The 18,064-nt window shown below is 49.0% G+C and carries 14 protein-coding genes; 4 read left to right on the top strand and 10 right to left on the bottom strand.

Annotation, left to right across the window (positions count from 1 at the left end):
• Positions 1 to 411 precede the first annotated feature (411 nt).
• The 3 genes from B0D95_RS10030 to B0D95_RS10020 all read left to right on the top strand — a co-directional run bounded on the left by B0D95_RS10030 (position 412) and on the right by B0D95_RS10020 (position 3,608).
• On the top strand, positions 412 to 2,022 hold the full coding sequence (locus B0D95_RS10030; protein ID WP_078043777.1) for a chitinase: 1,611 nt from the start codon (positions 412 to 414) through the stop codon (positions 2,020 to 2,022).
• Between the two features lie 174 nt (positions 2,023 to 2,196).
• Positions 2,197 to 2,376: a DUF3012 domain-containing protein gene (locus B0D95_RS10025; RefSeq protein ID WP_078043776.1), complete on the top strand. Its 180-nt coding sequence runs from the start codon at positions 2,197 to 2,199 to the stop codon at positions 2,374 to 2,376.
• A gap of 89 nt (positions 2,377 to 2,465) precedes the next feature.
• Entirely contained in the window at positions 2,466 to 3,608 is a 1,143-nt protein-coding gene (locus tag B0D95_RS10020) for an AraC family transcriptional regulator (protein WP_078043775.1), read from the top strand.
• 12 nt (positions 3,609 to 3,620) lie between these two features.
• On the opposite strand, the gene B0D95_RS10015 is transcribed toward B0D95_RS10020, so the two are convergent.
• From B0D95_RS10015 to B0D95_RS10005, 3 genes are all read right to left on the bottom strand, one after another.
• Positions 3,621 to 4,046, bottom strand: coding sequence for an META domain-containing protein (locus B0D95_RS10015; protein WP_078043774.1), 426 nt, complete (start codon positions 4,044 to 4,046; stop codon positions 3,621 to 3,623).
• Between the two features lie 70 nt (positions 4,047 to 4,116).
• The gene (locus B0D95_RS10010; protein ID WP_078043773.1) at positions 4,117 to 9,090 is read right to left on the bottom strand and encodes a tetratricopeptide repeat protein; all 4,974 of its coding nucleotides are present in this window, start codon (positions 9,088 to 9,090) and stop codon (positions 4,117 to 4,119) included.
• A gap of 45 nt (positions 9,091 to 9,135) precedes the next feature.
• Complete coding sequence (locus tag B0D95_RS10005; protein WP_078043772.1) at positions 9,136 to 9,585, bottom strand: hypothetical protein; 450 nt, start codon at positions 9,583 to 9,585, stop codon at positions 9,136 to 9,138.
• Positions 9,586 to 9,750: 165 nt separating this feature from the next.
• Between B0D95_RS10005 and B0D95_RS10000 the strand changes: the two genes are divergently transcribed.
• Positions 9,751 to 9,945 (top strand): hypothetical protein, encoded by a 195-nt coding sequence (locus B0D95_RS10000; RefSeq protein ID WP_078043771.1) that lies wholly within the window; start codon positions 9,751 to 9,753, stop codon positions 9,943 to 9,945.
• A gap of 81 nt (positions 9,946 to 10,026) precedes the next feature.
• On the opposite strand, the gene B0D95_RS09995 is transcribed toward B0D95_RS10000, so the two are convergent.
• The 7 genes from B0D95_RS09995 to B0D95_RS09965 form a co-directional block, all read right to left on the bottom strand.
• Complete coding sequence (locus B0D95_RS09995; protein WP_078043770.1) at positions 10,027 to 10,725, bottom strand: hypothetical protein; 699 nt, start codon at positions 10,723 to 10,725, stop codon at positions 10,027 to 10,029.
• A gap of 53 nt (positions 10,726 to 10,778) precedes the next feature.
• Positions 10,779 to 11,981 (bottom strand): P1 family peptidase, encoded by a 1,203-nt coding sequence (locus tag B0D95_RS09990; RefSeq protein ID WP_246841769.1) that lies wholly within the window; start codon positions 11,979 to 11,981, stop codon positions 10,779 to 10,781.
• 74 nt (positions 11,982 to 12,055) lie between these two features.
• Positions 12,056 to 13,405 carry a PAS domain-containing sensor histidine kinase gene (locus tag B0D95_RS09985; RefSeq protein ID WP_149867892.1) on the bottom strand — a complete coding sequence of 450 codons (1,350 nt, stop codon included), beginning with the start codon at positions 13,403 to 13,405 and terminating at the stop codon, positions 12,056 to 12,058.
• Positions 13,389 to 14,756 (bottom strand): sigma-54 dependent transcriptional regulator, encoded by a 1,368-nt coding sequence (locus tag B0D95_RS09980; protein ID WP_078045698.1) that lies wholly within the window; start codon positions 14,754 to 14,756, stop codon positions 13,389 to 13,391. The genes B0D95_RS09985 and B0D95_RS09980 overlap by 17 nt, the downstream gene beginning before the upstream one ends.
• A 14-nt stretch (positions 14,757 to 14,770) precedes the next feature.
• Positions 14,771 to 15,976 (bottom strand): ABC transporter permease, encoded by a 1,206-nt coding sequence (locus tag B0D95_RS09975; RefSeq protein WP_078043768.1) that lies wholly within the window; start codon positions 15,974 to 15,976, stop codon positions 14,771 to 14,773.
• A gap of 18 nt (positions 15,977 to 15,994) precedes the next feature.
• Entirely contained in the window at positions 15,995 to 17,308 is a 1,314-nt protein-coding gene (locus B0D95_RS09970) for an ABC transporter permease (protein ID WP_078043767.1), read from the bottom strand.
• A 16-nt stretch (positions 17,309 to 17,324) separates the two neighbouring features.
• A complete protein-coding gene (locus B0D95_RS09965; RefSeq protein WP_078043766.1) occupies positions 17,325 to 18,050 on the bottom strand; it encodes an ABC transporter ATP-binding protein in 726 nt (241 codons plus the stop codon).
• Positions 18,051 to 18,064 lie beyond the last annotated feature (14 nt).

Genomic DNA, 18,064 nt, shown 5'->3' with positions numbered 1-18,064 from the left:
AAGGGAAAATTTTGTGTGGCCTTTTGCTTTTTCCGCTTTTTTATTTGCCAGCCGCGATGGGCGGTGATATACATGGCAACGTTGTCATTCGGGTGTCAGCGCCTGTTGCTGGCATCTTCCTCTATAAAAACAAAATAAAGTGCCCGGTATGGGGCACAGATTTTCTATTGAAGGATCGTGTCATCGTTTGTCACCGGGAAGGGCGTTGTTCCTAAAGCAGGATGCAGTGCGTGAGGAAAATGCACTGGCTGTTTGATCTACGGGCGCGCCGAAAAAATAACTGATTACATCGCTAAAAAGAAATTGCATGCAATTTCCTAGGGCTTTCTTTTGCCTGAAAAATGGCTTTTGTATAACCGCAAGCATCGTCAATACAACCTTTTTTAACAATGATAAGTACAGAGAGGCTATATGAAATATTCAATACTTGGGCTCGCGGCGTTAAGTGCGAGTTTGTTGTCTGCCCCATCGCTGGCGGTAGATTGTTCAAATTTACCCGCCTGGAACAGCAGTGCTGCCTATGGCGGTGGTGCGCAGGTAAAAGAGGCGGGCAATACCTATCAGGCTAACTGGTGGTCGCAGGGGAAAAATCCCGCAAACTATTCCGGTCAGTGGCAAGAGTGGGCCTTGTTGGGAGCCTGTAATGGCGCCAGCTCGTCCAGCATCACTGTATCCTCATCAAGCCGCAGCAGCGCGCCCAGTTCTGTGTCATCCAGCCAGGTCACGCTTTCCAGTTCATCGGTCGCAACCGGTAATTGTGCCTCCTCCTACTATGTAGCAGGTACGGCCTACGGTGCCGGACAACTGGTGCAGAACCTGGGCAGTGAATATCGCTGCACGGTAGCGGGCTGGTGTGGTTCCAGTGCGGCCTGGGCCTATGCCCCTGGCTCGGGTGCCCATTGGCAAATGGCGTGGGAGTTGGTGCGCTCCTGCGGCGCGGTATCCAGCAGTGCGCCCAGCGTGTCTAGCCGTTCCTCTGTTGCGCCATCGTCCAGTTCCCGTTCGTCCAGCTCGGTGAGCAGCACTTCATCCAGTGTACCTACGGGTGCTCGCGCAGCGGGTGATGCCGCGCCTTTGCCCAAACACGCGTTAGTGGGCTACTGGCATAACTTCGATAATGGCAGCGGTTTGATTCGCGTGGCAGATGTCGACCCAGCCTGGGATGTGATTGTGATCGCCTTTGTGGATGATGCAGGCAATGGCAACGTGGAATTCCGCCTTGATCCGGCCTTGAACAAGGCACAGTTTATTGCCGACGTTGCCGCCAAGCGTGCACAGGGTAAAAACATTGTGTTGTCTTATGGCGGTGAAAAAGGGACGGTGACACTGAACAATTCCACCAACCTGGCCAACTTTGTTAACAGCACGGCAGCGATTATCAATGAGTACGGTTTTGACGGTGTTGATATCGACCTGGAAAGCGGTGCTGGGGTGATGCACGGTGCGCCGGTAATCAGCAATATGGTGTCGGCTATCAAACAACTGCACGCTATGTTCCCCGACCTATATGTTTCTATGGCGCCAGAGCACCCATATGTTCAAGGCGGTTATGTGGCTTATAGCGGTATTTGGGGGGCTTATTTGCCGATGATCGACCAATTGCGCAACGAGCTGGATTTGCTACATGTGCAGCTCTACAACAATGGCGGACTGGCAACACCCTATGCGCCGCAGCCTTACCAGGCCGGTACGGTGGACATGATGGTCGCCTCGGCACGTATGTTGATTGAAGGTTTCCCGCTGGCAAATGGCACGGCCGGTCAGTTTGCGGGCTTGCGCCCGGATCAGGTCGCACTGGGCTTGCCTTCCGGCCCTCGTGCAGCAAGTTCGGGTCAGGCGACTACGGCGGATATTAACCGCGCGGTGGATTGCCTGGTGAAGCGCACTAACTGCGGTACCAATATGCCGCTGACAGCCTATGGTGATTTCCGTGGGGTTATGACCTGGTCCATTAACTGGGATGTGAAAGATGGTCGCATTTTCTCTATCCCGGTCGGTAACCACCTTGATGCCCTGCCGTAAGGTGTGTTGTTTGACTAGCAACTAGCGGGTTTTCATTTCCTGTTAAAAACGCCCACTTTTCTCAGTGGGCGTTTTTTATTGGGTTCTGCCTCTGTTATTCTTGCCGCGCTCACCACGCATAATAGATGCCATCCACCCAGTGGTGGCGTTAATAACATCAACCGGGGAACGCTCATGACCATCCACACAAGAATTGTTAAGTTGCTGTTTATTCTTGCCACCGCCTCTATCCTGTCGGCCTGCGCACCTGAAGTGGGTAGCCCTGATTGGTGTAAATCCATCGAAACCAAGCCAAAAGGTGAGTTGACGATGAATGAAGCCAAGGATTACGCCAAACACTGCGTGTTCAAATAATACCCTGACCGCGTTTACGCTATCGCTCTTGAGGTGCTGTATACGCAGGCATGCTTTGGTGTGCGTGCGATTTCAATGAGAAAGGTCTAATGAAAACCAACTTTCTGAATATCCATGATCTGGTGTTAGTGCTCACCGCCGTGGAGTGCTGTTTGCTGGCCGCACTGCTGAATTTGTTGCCGGCCAAACATATCCAACCGCGTCGCATTCTCTCTGGATTTTTTATCCTGATCGCACTGGTGCTCACCACCACACTCATCGTATGGAATGGCGATTTAAAAGGCGCCGCGATTAATCAATCACCGTTAATGGTTTCCATTCTGGCGGTGTGTTTATTGTTGCAGGGGCCGGTGTTGTATTTTTATTTGCGCTCCCTCTCGCAGCAAATAACCCTGTTGCGCTGGCGTAACCTGGTGCATCTGGTGCCTGCCTTGGTGGCGGCCTGTTTGTTGGTATTGTTTGATATCGACAGTCTTGAGTGGTGGCCGAGCACTTTGCTGGTGGGGGCAGAAAATACGGCGGTCGCTTTTGTGTGGGCACTGGTAAAAATTTCGCCGCTGGGTTACATCGTTGCTTGTGTTATCGCGGAATATAAGTTGCGTGAAAATTTAAAAGCGCTTTATTCGGATATCTCCATGTCCGAATTAAAACTGGCAGATGCCGTGTTGGCCGGATTTTGCATCCACTGGTTGTGGTCGCTGCTCGCTTATGTGCTTGAAGGGCAGGTGAGTGCGGCGGTGAGTGACAGTTTAGGGATTATTGATAATTACCTGACAGTGATTCTGGTCAATGCACTCTTTGTATTTGGCTTGGTCAACACTCGCCAGTTGCTCAGTGTCAATGCCATGCCGATTGCCAAACCGGTACAACCGGCAAAAATGGATCACAAGGTGGCAGTGATTGAAAAAGCCATGAACGAGGATAAGCTCTACCTCGAAAGCAATATCAATCTGGAGCGTTTTGCGGAGCAGATTGGCCTGAAACCGCGAGATATTTCCGCGATTTTAAAAATGCATTACCAATCCAACTTTTTTGAATTTATTAACCGCTATCGCGTGGAAGAAGCCAAGCGTTTGCTGTTATCGCCCGACTTCAAAAATGAAACCGTGTTGGAAATTATTTATAAATCCGGCTTCAATAGTCCGTCGGCATTCCATCGCTTCTTTAAGCGCATGGTAGGCGTCACGCCCACCGAGTTTCGACAACAAGGTGCTGCCGCCAGTGCCGAGTGACACTGCTACGCTTTAAGGCAGTGCGACGGCCTTAAAGCGCGCGATGATTGCACCACTGGCATCGCGCAATTCCAATTGCTCACCTTGAATTGCATAGCGGGCGGTTTGCGGCAGGGTAACGCCAATTAAATCCGCTTGACTCGCACCCTGCAGGCAAGCCATGCGGGTGCTGGCCATTTGGGTAAATTGCAGACTATCTCCCGACAATTGATAGCCGCCCATCAAGCGATTACAGCCATCAGAACCGGCAACGCGCTGTTCGGCATTTAGCACCATGTGTGGTTCGCGCTGATTATCGCTAACCGCGACAGCTGTGCCTTTGATCTCAACCAGTTTCCAATAGGTGTTAACCAACTCTGCCGTGCTGGTATTTTTATGTGCGCAGCCCGTTAAGCTCATTAAGCCTATGGTTATATACAGTAGGAATCGGGTGTTCATGCTTGCCTCCTTGAGGATAAATAGTCGCAGTTATTTGGTATTCGCCACAATCAGTATAACCCTGGATGGATCAACACTTTTGCGCAATTTTCACCAGCCACAGCCAGCGCTTTAGCCCTTGTTGTTGCAAGCTATTGGCCAGATGGCGTCGTGTTAGTTTTCGTGCCTGTTTCCAGGCGAATGAATTGACCTGACGGAAGGCGGTTTTGCAAGCGCGATAATCTGTTTCCAACGCTGCGCTTGTCTCTTCAAAAGGCCGTGCCTCTGCTTTGATTAATAAATTTGCCAAATGGAATGGATAAATGCTGAGGCCCGCCAGATTTTCAGTGCGGATAGATTCCAATTCTCCCACCGGTGCCGGGCGCTGTTCCAGCAGTTGATCCAACGCATGCCAGATGACTATGTCCTCGCGGTAATTATCCGGCTCGCGCTGGAATGCTTCGCGCATCATGGACACGGCGTTGTTCCACTGACCGGTTTCGCGCAGTGCCAGCGAGTAAAAATAGAGCATCCAAGCTTCGGCCTGGGCGAGCAGCGGGCCCCGTTTGAACCAATTAATCGCCTCCATCCAGCGGCCTTGGGTAACATGCAAGTAGCCGACTAGCCCCCAGTTTTTTAAATCGCCCGCAATAATCGGTTCGCACTGTTCAATAATTTTCCACGGCAACTTATCTTTATTGTCGATGAGTTTGTGGAGGTAGCCTTCCATATAGCGCTTGTCAAAATCACTGGTGAGCGATTTTTTGAGAAGTACTTGCTCAAATTTTTTGATTCCCCCTTGTTGCAACTCATGCTCTGCCAGACAGCGTCCTGCATAGTGGCCATTGAGTGTATTGGCATCGCGCAGTTCACGGATAATGGTCGCAGCTGCATCCTGTTGTTTGGCTTTGTTGAGTTGTTCCCAGGCGTTTTGCGTAAACCAGAGGCTGTTGTTTTTGTCTTGCAAGATAGTGCGGAATACCTCCAGTGCCGCCGTAAATTCCTCGCGAGCCAGATGAATTTGAAACGCGCGATATTGTGTATAGATATCGCTTTTGTGTCGTTGCAATAACGCCAGTGCCTCGGCAGCGCGATCAATTTCTCCTCGCTCGAAAATATAATCAATATAGGTCAAGCCGTTGTATTGGTTGACCGGATTTAATTCAAAGGCGCGCTGCAACAGCTCGCTGATGCGCTGATTATCGCCATCGATTGCCTGTAAACATTCTGCCGCGTAACAGAGTACAGAGGGATCGTTGGGGTAGATCCGAATGCAGTGATCAATCGCTGTTTGTGCGTTGGCAGTTGCTTGTGTTTCACTGTACCAGCGCGCAAGGCGGCGCCATCCTTCATAAAAATTGGTATTGATCTGCACCACATTTTCCATGTGTTTAATCGCAGTAGCCAGCTCGCGTCGTTCGGCATAAATGTTGGCCTCCGCCGCGAGTATCGCAATAGGGCGATGGTTATTCCAATACTGCTCACTGGTAAATTGCAGTGCATGCGCTATGTTGCCAAGCCGGGTTTGGCGTTGGATGTAATCAATACAGGCTTCAATCTGGTAAGGATTTTTCTCTAAAAATGCCGAGAGAATCGCGCTGGCTTGCGTGTCGTCATCTAGCATGTTGACGTGCGTCAGCAGCAGGTTTTCATCGGTGGGAAATTTTTGACGCACTCGTGCCAGGTGGTTGCAAACAGCGAGTTTTCCATCATCGCTATCCTGTAGCTGATGCAGCGTCCGCCATGCCCAAAAATAATGTGGATCTATTTCCAGCGCGCGTTCAAGTGCCTGGGTGGCGTCGTCGTTTCGGCCTTCGCGAATTAATAAATCGGCGAGGTAACCATAAGGCGATGATGCGAGCGGGTTGCGTGCAATAACAGCGCGCTGGGTGGCGATGGCTTCATCATAGCGCCCTTGCTGCTCCAGTAGGTCGCACAAATTATTGGCCGGTGTTGTCCAGCCGGGCGACAACCCCAGGGTGTGGCGATAATAAAATTCCGCTTTGTCCGGTTGGTTAAGCAGGCGATGGCTTTCGGCCAATTCCTGAAAAATGCGCGGCAATAATGGAAAACGTGCAGCGGCTTGCTCAATAGTGTGCAGTGCTTTTTCATTGAGGCCTGCATTGCGATAGGCCATGGTTAAGGCAACCCAGGCGTGCCATAAATCTGGCCGTACCTCCAACGCGTGTTCGAGAAAGCGCAAAATTTCGTCGTTCGCCAGCAGCGTTCCGGCAATTCGCTGGTATGCCAGCAGGCCATCGCCATAGCTGACTTGCGCCATTAATTGTTCATAAATAAAACGCAAATCCTCTTGCTGGGTTGCGTGGTTGAATCCGCATTGCAGCAGCGGATCATAGGCGTAGGTGTAATCGCAGGATAGGGTGATAGCTTTGCGAAAACTGTGGCGCGCTGCGGCGTATTGTTGTTTCGCCAACAATACCTTGCCGTGATAGTAATGGCTGGCGCTGCTGTTGCTGGCGACGGCAATGGCCTCTTCAGCGGCAGCCAGTGCTTCATCGTATAAATCCAGGTTACATAGTGCATCAGCAAGGCCGCGATAGCCCCAGGCATTGGTAGGGTGATGCTGGATAAATTGCCGGTAGGCATCAGCCTGCGCCTGATAATCGCCCTTGTCGATCCAATCGATGGACAGTTCCAGCAGCATGGCGTTATCCGGGTAGCGCGTGAGTTGCTGTGCGATAAATTCATCGGCCTTGCTGCGCTCGTTGGCTTCGATGAACAGGCGCATCATGCTTTGGTTGGCTTTGTAATTGAGCGGTTCCAGTTGCAGGATTTTTTCAAAGCAGATAATTGCCTGGTCCGGCTGTAAATTGTATTCAAAAATTTCAGCGGCCAACTCGTTGTAGCGAACTTCACTTACCAGTGGCTTGGCGCGCTCTGCTAATGCCATGGCGCGCTGCAGTTGTTGTTGGAATAATAATTTGCGTGCGGTAAATACTATGAGCCAACCATCGTCGGGGCGTTTTTCAATGGCCTCATCCAGAACAAGAAATCCTTCGTGAGTGCGCTCCAAACTGTCCAGCGCGTTAAACAGGGAAACTGCCGGGCCGGAAGATTTTTTACCAAAGCGCTGGAAACGGTCGCGCAAAAAAGTCAGGCCCTTTTCTGTATCCTTATGGTAGCGCGCGGCTTTAAAAAAACTTTCTGCGTATTGTTCATTTTTATCTTCAAGGCAAGTGGCAAAACGATAGAGTTGATAACTTTCTTGATAGCGACTGTTATCCCAGAGGACACCGGCATAGGCGTAAAGGTTCTCTGTATTGGTGGGGCTGATATTGAGCAATTCTTTATACAGTTTTGCCACACGCTGTTGTTGCCGATGATCCTGCCGCAAATAATCGGCGAGGCGACTTTTAACCAAAAAGTGGCTGTTGGGTTGCGCAGCAATAGACTCCAGATACTCGAGCATTTGTTTGCTGGAACCCAGGGTATTCAAACTGTTGGCTTTGCTCAGTTGCAGGTTTACATCCTTGGGGTAGAGCGCGAGTAATTTTTCGGTAGCCGCTAAAATGCGCGCATCGTCGCCATCATAAAATGCCAGTGCGCGTTCGCAGGCAATAGTCATGCGATGATCAGGGTCCAGACCTTGGGCTTTGGTTAATTGTGCAACGGCCTGCTCGCGCTGGTTGGTATCCAGCGCGCGATTAAGTTGGTAGAGACAATCGTAAAGTGCGCCAAAAGGAAGATCCAATGCAAGAATGGTATCGCGATAGTGCATAGGCACCATCACCATCGCACGGGGGCCGGAAGCGGCATAGTAGTCGTGGCTGGATTCAATCAGCATTTCTTGTAAGCGACGATAGTAAGGGTCGCGCAACAAATAAGTGCCCATGGCATCGTCATAACCCACCAGAATTTGCAAATGCGCACTGCCGGGTTCAACGGTTGCCAATAAAATCGGAATATCGTGATCCAGCAGGGATTTTGCAGCACTGAACGTCAGTTGGAATTCGTGCGCATACCAGCCATTTTCTTCCGCCCAGCGGCGCTCATCCACAGATTGGGTGCCGCCATAGCAAATGGCTTCCACCACGTCCGCCTGCGCAACACTAACACCCCAGTAGGCCGCCACTGCAGTAATGCTGGCGGGTGCGCATGTCATATTGGCCTGCCGCACAAAGGGCACATTAACGACTTTGCGTGTGCGGCTGTCAGTGGTGCGAGTTATGGCATCGACAATGGATTTGCCAAAAAAATGTTTTTGTTCAATGTAATCGAGGGCTTCTTCATAGCGCTGTTCTGCGCAGAGTAAATCCGCTTGTAGTGCGCGCAATGTACGATCGGCATCTTTGCTGGAAAAAACGGGCAAGGTTTTCAGCCGGATCAGACATTCATGGGCCTGTGCATATTGCTGGCTTTCAATATATAAACTGCAGAGCAATCGCCCTGCCCAAAATGATTGGGTGGTGGGCCAAAAGTCGGCAAGTATTGCAATTGCCTGGGTGAGGTCTTGTTGCAATTGCAGTACATTCGCTTTGAACAAGAGTGCAGCGCGATAGTGAGGCGTGCGCGCCAACACTTTATCAATCACGGCCAGTGCGGCGGTGTAATCGTCCTGCAAGTATTTCACTTCAGCAACAGATAATAATTGCCAGTCATCACCATTTTTTTCAATGTCACCCAGGTATTCGTCGGCCGCTGAAAAATCGCGAAAGCGTGCCAGTATTTCGGCTTTTTCGCCGCGCATATCGGCGCGATCTTTGTCGTTGGGTTGGGCGCGGTCTTCAATGAGCGGCAGCATACGCAATGCCACCAATGGCCCGCGCGATCGCAAATAAAGTGAGGCTATGAATGGTGCCAGCCCGGGTAATTGCGGGTGCTTGCGCCAGAGCCGCCACAAGAGTGCATTACAGTGACGATCATTTCCCAATTGGCTCAGGGTGCGTGCCCGCAATAATTCCAATGCCGCACTGGGCCAAGGCCCATCGCCCCACCATTGGGTGGCTTGTGCCCATAAATCACGAAATAAACTGTGTTGATAGAGGTTAAATAATTCGTTGTAGCGCGTTGAGTGACTGTCGTCTTGTGTAACAGCTATATCCATATCGATTTCTCTTTGCTTGCTAAAAAACAGGCGTGATGCAGTTATTTATTTTTTGTGTGGCAGCAGCGCTTTAAATCCCTGCGCCGGGCGCGTTTCCTCGTAGTCGGCGTGGTACATATCCAAAAAGACTGTGTGTTCAACCGCACCTTGGTAGGTGTCACAAATCACGGTGTAGGCATCTATCATCGAACCGTAGGGGCCAATGCCTGCGCTGCCACTGCGCGCAAATGCAGAGACCTGTTCGCCGTTATCGCACACCAACCGGGCCAGGTAATCGCGCTGCCCAATCGGCATTGCCACCCGCACCGGGTTTTCTGGTGTACCCAAGGGGTGTTTTTCCACCATCGCCATATTCGGTTGTTTGCGCTCACCAAACACAGACTCCAACGTATCTGCCAATTCTGCATCGGCACTGTTTTCCGGCGGTTTGGGTTGGCTGCTACAGGCGATGAGGCTTAGTGCAACTACGAAGAGTGGAAGATGGCTATATTTCATAGGGTACCCGGGGGAGTGAAGGTGGGAAGGTCACTTTTTAATGGTTTTTGACGACTCTATCCCAATCACCTGGTAAATAAAACTCCCGCTTCAAAACAATGTTGAATCCAGTTTGCGGTAATCTGCATCTAAGCTAAAGCAGTGTATACAACAGGGGGATTGGGTATGTTGACGTTTATCTGCTGGTTATTGTTATGGGTGATCTGCTGGCCCTTGGCGCTGCTCGCCTTGGTGTTGTGGCCAATTGTCTGGCTGATCTCAATCCCGTTCCGGATTCTCGGTATCGCCTTTGATGCGGTGTTTGCCTTTTTGCGCGCGCTCTTGTTTTTGCCATCGCGGATTTTGGGTGGGCGCTCTTAAGCAAGATGGTCATGTTGGGCATCGCTGCGCTCAGCACCAACCTACATGCTCTTGTGCGCATGGCAACACCCTGATGAATCATTAAGAATCGCTGCTATTTTTAACGTGAATGACGGTGTCAAAGTTGCTGCGGTATTTGCATCCGAAGGGTTCTGGATATTGTTGAGTCGGCGTTATGGTTTTCTTTTCTTCAGAGATGTCATAAACATAGTGTTTAAATAATTTGGTTAACACTAGCTGTCTGTTTTTGATTTTCCAGTTGAGTGAGGCGATTTCTTTTCCATCATCCAGAGTGCTTATATAAATTTTACCATCACCCATTATGTCCAGAATGTAATTTTGGGTGCAGCTGATCGAACCAAGCTCCCAATCCAAGATACTGCTTTCTTCCAGTAATTTTTTTAAGCTATCTGTTGGTTGTGTTGTATTTGCGATCACATAAAGGCCGATATTTCCTTTGGTATATCGGTGCGCGCTAATTCCTTCGCCCAAACTAAACAGGTGTGATTCAGGTGCCGGTAAATTTAATGATTTTAAAATCTGTTCAATCTCTCGGTTGATCTGCGTTGAACGGGAGCCTGGTGTGTAAATGATATAAGCCCCTTCTTTGAGAGGCTGCATTGGGGTTGTCTGTTGATGGGCCTTGAAGCCTGCGGTGTTTAACGATTGAAGCAGTTGTTGTTGGGTGTGCTGATCAATTCCCGATGTGTAAACATGGACTTTTGTACTGCTACAGGCAGTACAAAACAGTGTTAAAAAAAGAGTAAATATTTTCCACATCGAATGTTGTCCTTTGATTTTCGGTGTTGCAGATATAGGAGCATCTGCGCTTCCTATGGTGCCGGTACTTCTACTCCATGCTCCCGTAAAATCTTCCGCACTTGATCCAGTGGAATAGCCTCCACCGTTTGACCATTGCCACTTTCCGTGGTCGCCATAAACAAGGCGTTGTAGATCGACTCTTCCACTGCATCCACGCTGGCTTGGAACACAGCGCTCATCTGCTCGTTCGCCAATTCGGTAGTTTGCAGCCGCGCCGCATCAAACTGGCGTCGCACCGACTCGGCAGTCGAAAATGCGAGTATGTAATCGCCGCTGCCATTGGATGCAGAACTGCCAGTGCGCCCCAATCCCATCATGCCGCGTGAGGCGAGGCGCTGCAGATTGCGATCCGATAAGGGGGCATCGGTGGCAATCACAATAATGATTGAGCCATCGCCGCGATCATCGCCGCGATCATCGGCTAATCCACGGGTGTTCTCTCGCGCAGCGACTGCGTTTTGGAATGCATAGCGATCCAGCTCACGTCCCACGGGCGCACCTGCCACCTGCAACACGCCGCCGAAGTTGGCCTGCACCAGCACGCCCACCGTAAATCCACCTAAACTCTCGGGCAGTTTGCGCGACGATGTACCTATACCTGCTTTCCAGCCGAATGCTGTAGTGCCGGTGCCAGCACCAACACTGCCTTCCTGAACCGGCCCGCCCTTCGCATTTTCCAATGCAGTGCGCACTGCCGCAGTGGTAATCGGGCGTGCGCGGATGTCATTGAGTCTGCCGTCATTAGTCTCGCCCACGACCACATTCAGCGAGCGCACTTCCTGCATATCCGGCTGCGCCAGCATCCACTCAACCATGGCATCTGCTGCCTTCCACACGCACAGCGTGCAGGTCAACAAAATCGGGCTCTCCAGTTCGCCCAGCTCGTTGATCTGGGTGGTGCCGATGAATTTGCCGAAGCCATTGCCTACATGCAGCGCAGCGGGCACCCGTGAACGATAGGCATTGCCAGGGTGCGGCAGGATCGCCGTGACACCGGTGCGAACCTTGTCGCCTTTTCGTAGTGTCACTTGGCCGACACGTACACCGGCGACGTCGGTGATCGCGTTGTTAGTGCCAGGACTGAAGATGCCCGGTGCGACACCTAAATCTCGCGCGCGTACTCGCGGTTCCTCCTGCGCTGCGGCACTTAAAACACTGAGCCCCGTTAACAGCACAGCCAAGGACAGGAAAAGGCGATGTAGTCTGCGGGGCATGAGGTTCTTTACATCAAAGTTTATTGCGCTGTAATGACTGCTGTTTTGGTGAGGCATTATTAGTTCTCTATTTTTTAATATGAGGTGGTGTCGTGGTGCTGTCCAGGTGTGTTCGGCAGTATGATTTTCACACAAACCCCGCCGCCGCTCCGGTTTTCCAACGAAATATGACCGCCGTGGGCATCCACTATTTCACGGCACAGGGACAGGCCTATTCCGCTGCCCGATTGTTTGGTGGTGTAAAAAGGCAGCAAGGCATTTTCCATTGTATTGGTAGACATGCCTGCGCCTCTATCCAAAACTTGCAGCACACTGCACTGGCTGTTTTGCTCCAGGGTCAAATATATTTGATCAGTGGCTGAACCGGACTCCTGAGCATTTTTTAGCAAATTGGTAATCACTTGCTGGATCTGCACTGGGTCAAAATATCCTGGACTGGTTGGAATATCTCCCTCAAAACAAAATGCCTGGGCGATGGAGAGCTTTGTTATAAACTCCTGCCAAGCAACGATTTTTTTTTCAGGCTTTGGTAATTTGGCAATGCGCGCATAACCATCGATAAAGAGTTTAAGATGCTGGGCGCGTTCAGCGATGGTTTCAAAAACCATGCCGAGCGGATCGTATTTCTCCTGTTCAACCAGTAGCTTTCCAGAATGTGCCATGGAAGAGATAGGTGCTAAGGAGTTATTGAGCTCATGAGTAATAGTACGAATTACCTTTTTCCATATCGTCGCTTCCTGGCGATGAAGCTCAAGCGTCATTCGCTTGATCAACAGCACCTCATGTTTGCGAGCGTTGAGAATAAAGCGTCCGGTAGTGATGTGATAAAGCTCATCGCCCGAATTATCCTTCACTTTAAACAAGCCGTCTTTTCTATTGGACAGGACTTCTTTCAGTGAGGGACCGGTTGTTGCTATCGCATCGGGAAAGTGCAAGCCATTAATCGGTTTGCCCGTATTGAGAACGTCCTTTGCAAAGCTATTTGAGTAAATAATCTTATCTTCCTGATCGATAAGTACAACACCCATGTTGGAGTTTTGAATAACCATATCCAAAAGTAGTTCACGCTGATAAATGTGTTGACGTTCATTGCGCAATTTTTCAGATAGCTGGTTAAAAATGGCGATAGTTTCGCTCAGTTCGTCGTTCCCTTTGTTGGCAATGCTTACGCTGAAGTCGTTATCCATTAAGTTCAGCATGCCATTTTGGATGGCGTCAATTTTGATCTGTTGGTTTTTTATCAGGGCTCGTACTAGCCAGATTGAGGTTGTTAGCGCGATGGGTAAAGCAATAATCAGCGCTGCCAATAATTCATCAATTAACATTGAGCATAAAACCAGAATCACCAGACCAAGGGTGACCGATAGCGCAGCTATGGCGCAGAGCTTTCCTTCAAGGGAAAATTTTCTATTGGTTGTATTCAATCTTATATTTTTCCAATCGACGGTAGAGCGCTTGCCGTGAAAATCCTAGTTGCCGTGCTGCTTGCGCAACAACACCCTGGTTTTGTTTGAGTACCATCTCAATCACTTCTCGCGAGGGTTCTGTGATAAGAGGTTTGGAACTCTGGATAATGGTTTCATCTATAGGTAAACCAAAGTCTTTGAGCTGAAGTTTTCCTCCCTCATTTAATATAAGGGCGCGCTGGCAAGCATTCTCCAGTTCGCGCACATTTCCCGGCCAAGGGTAAGACTGCAAGGTATGTAAAATGGAAGCTTCCAACTGCGCTTTTCCGCGAAGAAAATGGTGTATAAGCGGTAATATATCTTCCTTGCGCTCTTCCAGTGGAGGCAGTTTTAACTCAAACACATTCAGGCGATAAAACAAGTCTTCGCGAAACTCACCACTTTTAATGGCGCGTTCAAGGTTGGTGTTGGTAGCACTGATCACTCGCACATTGCAACGACGGGTTTCACTTGAGCCCAACCGCTCAAACTCGCCTGATTGTAAAACTCGCAATAATTTTGCTTGGCCGCTCGCTGACAGATTGCCCAATTCATCGAGAAATAGGGTGCCACCGTCGGCTGCCTCGAAGCGACCTATACGCTTTTTGCTTATGCCGGTATAAGCACCTGCTTCAGCACCAAACAGTTCGGCTTCAATTAACTCTTGTGGCAATGCACCGACATTCACGCACACAAATGGCCCGGTATTAACGCGCGAATTTGCCTGAATAATTTTCGCTACTTTCTCTTTGCCTGAACCATTGGGGCCTGTAATCAGAACAGGTACATCCGAACGAGCGATTTTTATCGTAAGGTTGACTAAGGAATGCATCGATGCGCTTTGGTAAATAAGCCCACAAAGATTCGCTGTTTCCAATAAGCGCGCTTTTTCTGCGAGTAAAGTTTGCGCTTGCAATCGTTGTTGCTGTTGTAAATCCTCCAGCTCTAATAAATTTTTAATGGTCGTCACTAATTTAATGTCATCCCAGGGTTTGGCGACATAATCTGCAGCGCCATTCTTAACCAATTCAATGGCGATTTCGAGTTGCGTCCATGCGGTAATTAAAATAATGGGGATGTCGGGCCGTACCTGTCTGAGTTTGTAGAACAGTGCTTTACCTTCCTGGCCCGAGGTGGTGTCTTCGGAGAAATTCATATCCTGTACCACCAGAGCAATGCTGCCATCCTCTTCCAGGCGCTTGGTTGCCGCTTGTGGTGTCAGCGCAATTTCAGCAGCAATACCATGCACCTCAAGCAGCAAGTGAAGCGCTTTTCCGACAGCGGGGTTGTCATCAACAATCAACACTTTTTGAGTGGATTCTTTTAGCATAAATTTCACAGACATTAAACGTTTGAAACTGCTTCAACAGGCGAAATCTGCGCAGCCCTTCGAACAGGTGAATAGGCTGCCAGAAGTGTAACCAGCAGTAAAAAAACTACAGTTATTAGCACATACTCTATGGGAAGAGGGCTCGCGCTTTGCGTGCGTACCATGTAGCTGCTGTTGACATAAGCGATGATCGTGCCAACAGCCGCCGCGAATATTACGAGCAGGATATTTTCCATCATGAAATAGCGAATGACACCGGCTTTGGTAGAACCAAGCGCTCGCCGTATACCAATTTGCTTGCGACGTTGGTTGACCCAGAATGTGGTCAGGCCAACAATACCTAATGCATTCACAAAGGTTAGCAGGAATATAACGAAAGACAGAATTTTAATCATCGCATAATCACCTGAGTAGGAATTGCGCTTTATTTGCACCATAGATCTTTCCTCACCGATTAGGCGTGTGCTATCGATAGCGCGTAGTTTTTCAACAAGTGCATGCATTGTTGCATCCCTATCACCTTTCAATGCTCGCACCACATAATGAGTTGAATCTTCTTTTACATTAACTGGAATCATGGCGGCATCATACGCAAGTTCGGACTCGGGCCAAGGAGCCATCATTCGCTCAACAACCCCCACTACAGTCAGTGGTAAACTCCCCATAAAGATCGTTTTTCCAATCGCAGACTCTTCAGGAAATATTTTCTCAGCAAGGTCACGAGTGATAATAGTGACACTATGATCCGGCGGGTTCTCGCGCGTAAAGAACTGAACGTCGTTATCGTTAAAGCTGCGCCCTTCAATAAGGGTTATGCCCAGCGCTTCTATTCCATGTTGGGTTATTGCATAAATCGCGGAGTTGAAGTCCGTATTTCCAAGCTCAAGGCTTTTGCGTAACGCCGATGAAGTGCCTGAACCGGATAAAGGTATACTCGATATCGACGTGGCATTGATAACACTGGGGGTAGCGCGAATAACCTCTATGTCTTTGTCGATGATTTCTTGTATGTCGCCCTCTGGTGAAGTTCGCCTTGCCCAGATTATGAAAATCTCCTCTTCAGCAATACCTGTAGGCCTTTCAATTTTTTCTATTCTGTCATGAACTATAAAGAGTGCATTGCTGATAACAGCAACCGTGAGTGAAAGTTGAAGAATGATAAGCAGTGGGCCGGTTTTGTTACGCCACAAACTTTTGATTATCGGAATTATATCTAACATAAAACCATCCTGATTGCGCTATTGGGTTTTTAAATATTTGGCAGGCGTTGCGTGGCTAATACGCCATGCAGGCAAGAAACCACTCAACAGCGTTGCAGCCAATGCGAGCAGTACGGCGGACAGTACGGTTATACCATTAAAGACAGCGACGCTCTCATAGCTGCTATAGAGTTCCCGCACGCTGGCCAGCCCTGCTAGTGAGAAGAGCAAACCGAGTATTGCACCCGCAGCGCCAATCACGAATGCTTCCATCAGGTGTTGAAAGAATATTGAGCTCCGGCTTGCCCCAAGTGCACGCCGAATGCCAGCTTCAGGAGCTTTACGAAGAAACTTTGCAAGCATTAATACAGTACTATTTACCAAGCAGATCATGAGAAATACGAATGACAACATCAATAATTGTTTATTATCAGTTGAAACCACCTTGTAAATTTTTAACCATTCCTCGGGCGTGTTGAGTTTGTAGGCCGGTAACCTTTTGAACCGACCTTGCTCCTTTTGCGTGGCTATGTAGTTCTCTAAAAATTGCGAGAACTCTTGATATTTCTCTGTCGAGTTCAGGCTCACCCAAGTCTGTATCCATATTTTTTCACTACGTAAGAAGTCTTCATTTGTTTTGACGTTTTCATCAAACCAGCCCTGGATGTTGCCCCAGTTTTGGTATGTCCTTTGTGTAACCAGAAAAAATGGAATATAAACATCTGGCGCAGCTTCAAAGGGCATATTGTTTAAATCATAAACGTTGGGCACCAATTGCCATTTTTCGCTAACTACTCCCACCACCCGGAATAGTTCGCCATCCAACTCAATCGTTTGACCTGAGCTATCGGCCCCATCAAAAAACTTATTATTCAAACCTTCACTCAGTACCACCACGCGCTCCGGGTTGTTGTCCACTTCGTTGGACCAAGGGCCACCGTAAATAAACCTCACATCAAACATAGTAAAAAAATCGCGTGTGGTCATGCGTGTATAGTAAGCCGATGGTGCTTCTGCGGACTCTTGACGCTTGATAATGACGTTGGTTTTGCGCATGGCAACCACTTCGTTCGCGATATCTGAGTCATAAATTGCCTTGGCATCCTTGTAGGTCAATTGCGGAGGTATGTTGTTATGAGTGGAATACTCTTGCTCAGGGTTCCAGGTATTAAGCTGTACTGCAAAAAGTCGTTCATTTTTATGCGCCAAGGGGTTGCCCGATACCACTGAATGCATGGTCAGAATAGTGAGATTCGCGGCGATACCCGTTGCTATCGCAAGTACCATCAGTAGCGACAAGATTGGTGTTTTACGCAGGCTTTGCAACGATAATCGTAAATAGTATTTCCACATCTTCGTTGGCTCCCTGCTAAATCGTTGTAGCAGCTAAACGAGTTTCGCTATCTGGATTAACATGGGATTCATAGATTTTAAAATCAGTGACTTTCCCATCCACAATTTGTATGTTGCGATGCGCACGCCGTGCCAAATTCGGATCGTGCGTCACCATCACAATAGTCATTCCATTTTTATTGATGTCTTCTAGCATATCCATTACTTGTCGTGCCATGAGTGAGTCGAGATTCCCTGTTGGCTCATCCGCCAATAAAAATTTTGGCTCGCCAGCTAATGCGCGGGCAATAGCGATGCGCTGCTGTTGGCCGCCCGATAATTGCGATGGCAGGTGGCGTGCACGCGAGGTGAGTCCCACCATTTCCAGCGCATTAGTAATACGCTTTTTCCGTTCCGCGGCGGAAAATCCACGATAACGTAAGGGAACATCAATATTGTCAAAAATATTAAGGTCGGGAATAAGATTAAAGCCTTGGAATATGAATCCAATTTTTTCGTTGCGTAATTTTGATCTTATATTGTCATTTAATCGGCTGACATCGTTTCCATCCAACAGGTATTGTCCCTCTTCAAAGGTTTCCAATAAGCCTGCGATGTTGAGAAAGGTTGTTTTGCCAGAACCCGAAGGGCCGGTAACTGCGACAAACTCCCCTTCCTTAACTTCCAGATTAAAATCCCGTAGCGCATGGGTTTCAATCATGTCGGTTCGGTATATTTTTTTTACGGATTGCATTTTTAACATTGGTAGTCTCCAGA

Source organism: Cellvibrio sp. PSBB023 (genome assembly GCF_002007605.1).
Lineage (GTDB): Bacteria > Pseudomonadota > Gammaproteobacteria > Pseudomonadales > Cellvibrionaceae > Cellvibrio.
The sequence above is the reverse complement of the archived record's forward strand: the minus strand, read 5'-3'. Positions and strand labels throughout refer to the sequence as shown.

Bases quoted from the DNA above. Each gene is read 5' to 3' on its own strand.
- B0D95_RS10015 (WP_078043774.1), bottom strand. From the start codon at position 4,046: ATGAACACCCGATTCCTACTGTATATAACCATAGGCTTAATGAGCTTA.
- B0D95_RS10025 (WP_078043776.1), top strand. From the start codon at position 2,197: ATGACCATCCACACAAGAATTGTTAAGTTGCTGTTTATTCTTGCCACC.
- B0D95_RS09995 (WP_078043770.1), bottom strand. From the start codon at position 10,725: ATGTGGAAAATATTTACTCTTTTTTTAACACTGTTTTGTACTGCCTGT.
- B0D95_RS10030 (WP_078043777.1), top strand. From the start codon at position 412: ATGAAATATTCAATACTTGGGCTCGCGGCGTTAAGTGCGAGTTTGTTG.
- B0D95_RS10000 (WP_078043771.1), top strand. From the start codon at position 9,751: ATGTTGACGTTTATCTGCTGGTTATTGTTATGGGTGATCTGCTGGCCC.
- B0D95_RS09965 (WP_078043766.1), bottom strand. From the start codon at position 18,050: ATGTTAAAAATGCAATCCGTAAAAAAAATATACCGAACCGACATGATT.
- B0D95_RS09975 (WP_078043768.1), bottom strand. From the start codon at position 15,976: ATGTTAGATATAATTCCGATAATCAAAAGTTTGTGGCGTAACAAAACC.
- B0D95_RS09990 (WP_246841769.1), bottom strand. From the start codon at position 11,981: ATGCCCCGCAGACTACATCGCCTTTTCCTGTCCTTGGCTGTGCTGTTA.
- B0D95_RS10020 (WP_078043775.1), top strand. From the start codon at position 2,466: ATGAAAACCAACTTTCTGAATATCCATGATCTGGTGTTAGTGCTCACC.
- B0D95_RS09970 (WP_078043767.1), bottom strand. From the start codon at position 17,308: ATGTGGAAATACTATTTACGATTATCGTTGCAAAGCCTGCGTAAAACA.
- B0D95_RS10010 (WP_078043773.1), bottom strand. From the start codon at position 9,090: ATGGATATAGCTGTTACACAAGACGACAGTCACTCAACGCGCTACAAC.
- B0D95_RS09980 (WP_078045698.1), bottom strand. From the start codon at position 14,756: ATGCTAAAAGAATCCACTCAAAAAGTGTTGATTGTTGATGACAACCCC.
- B0D95_RS10005 (WP_078043772.1), bottom strand. From the start codon at position 9,585: ATGAAATATAGCCATCTTCCACTCTTCGTAGTTGCACTAAGCCTCATC.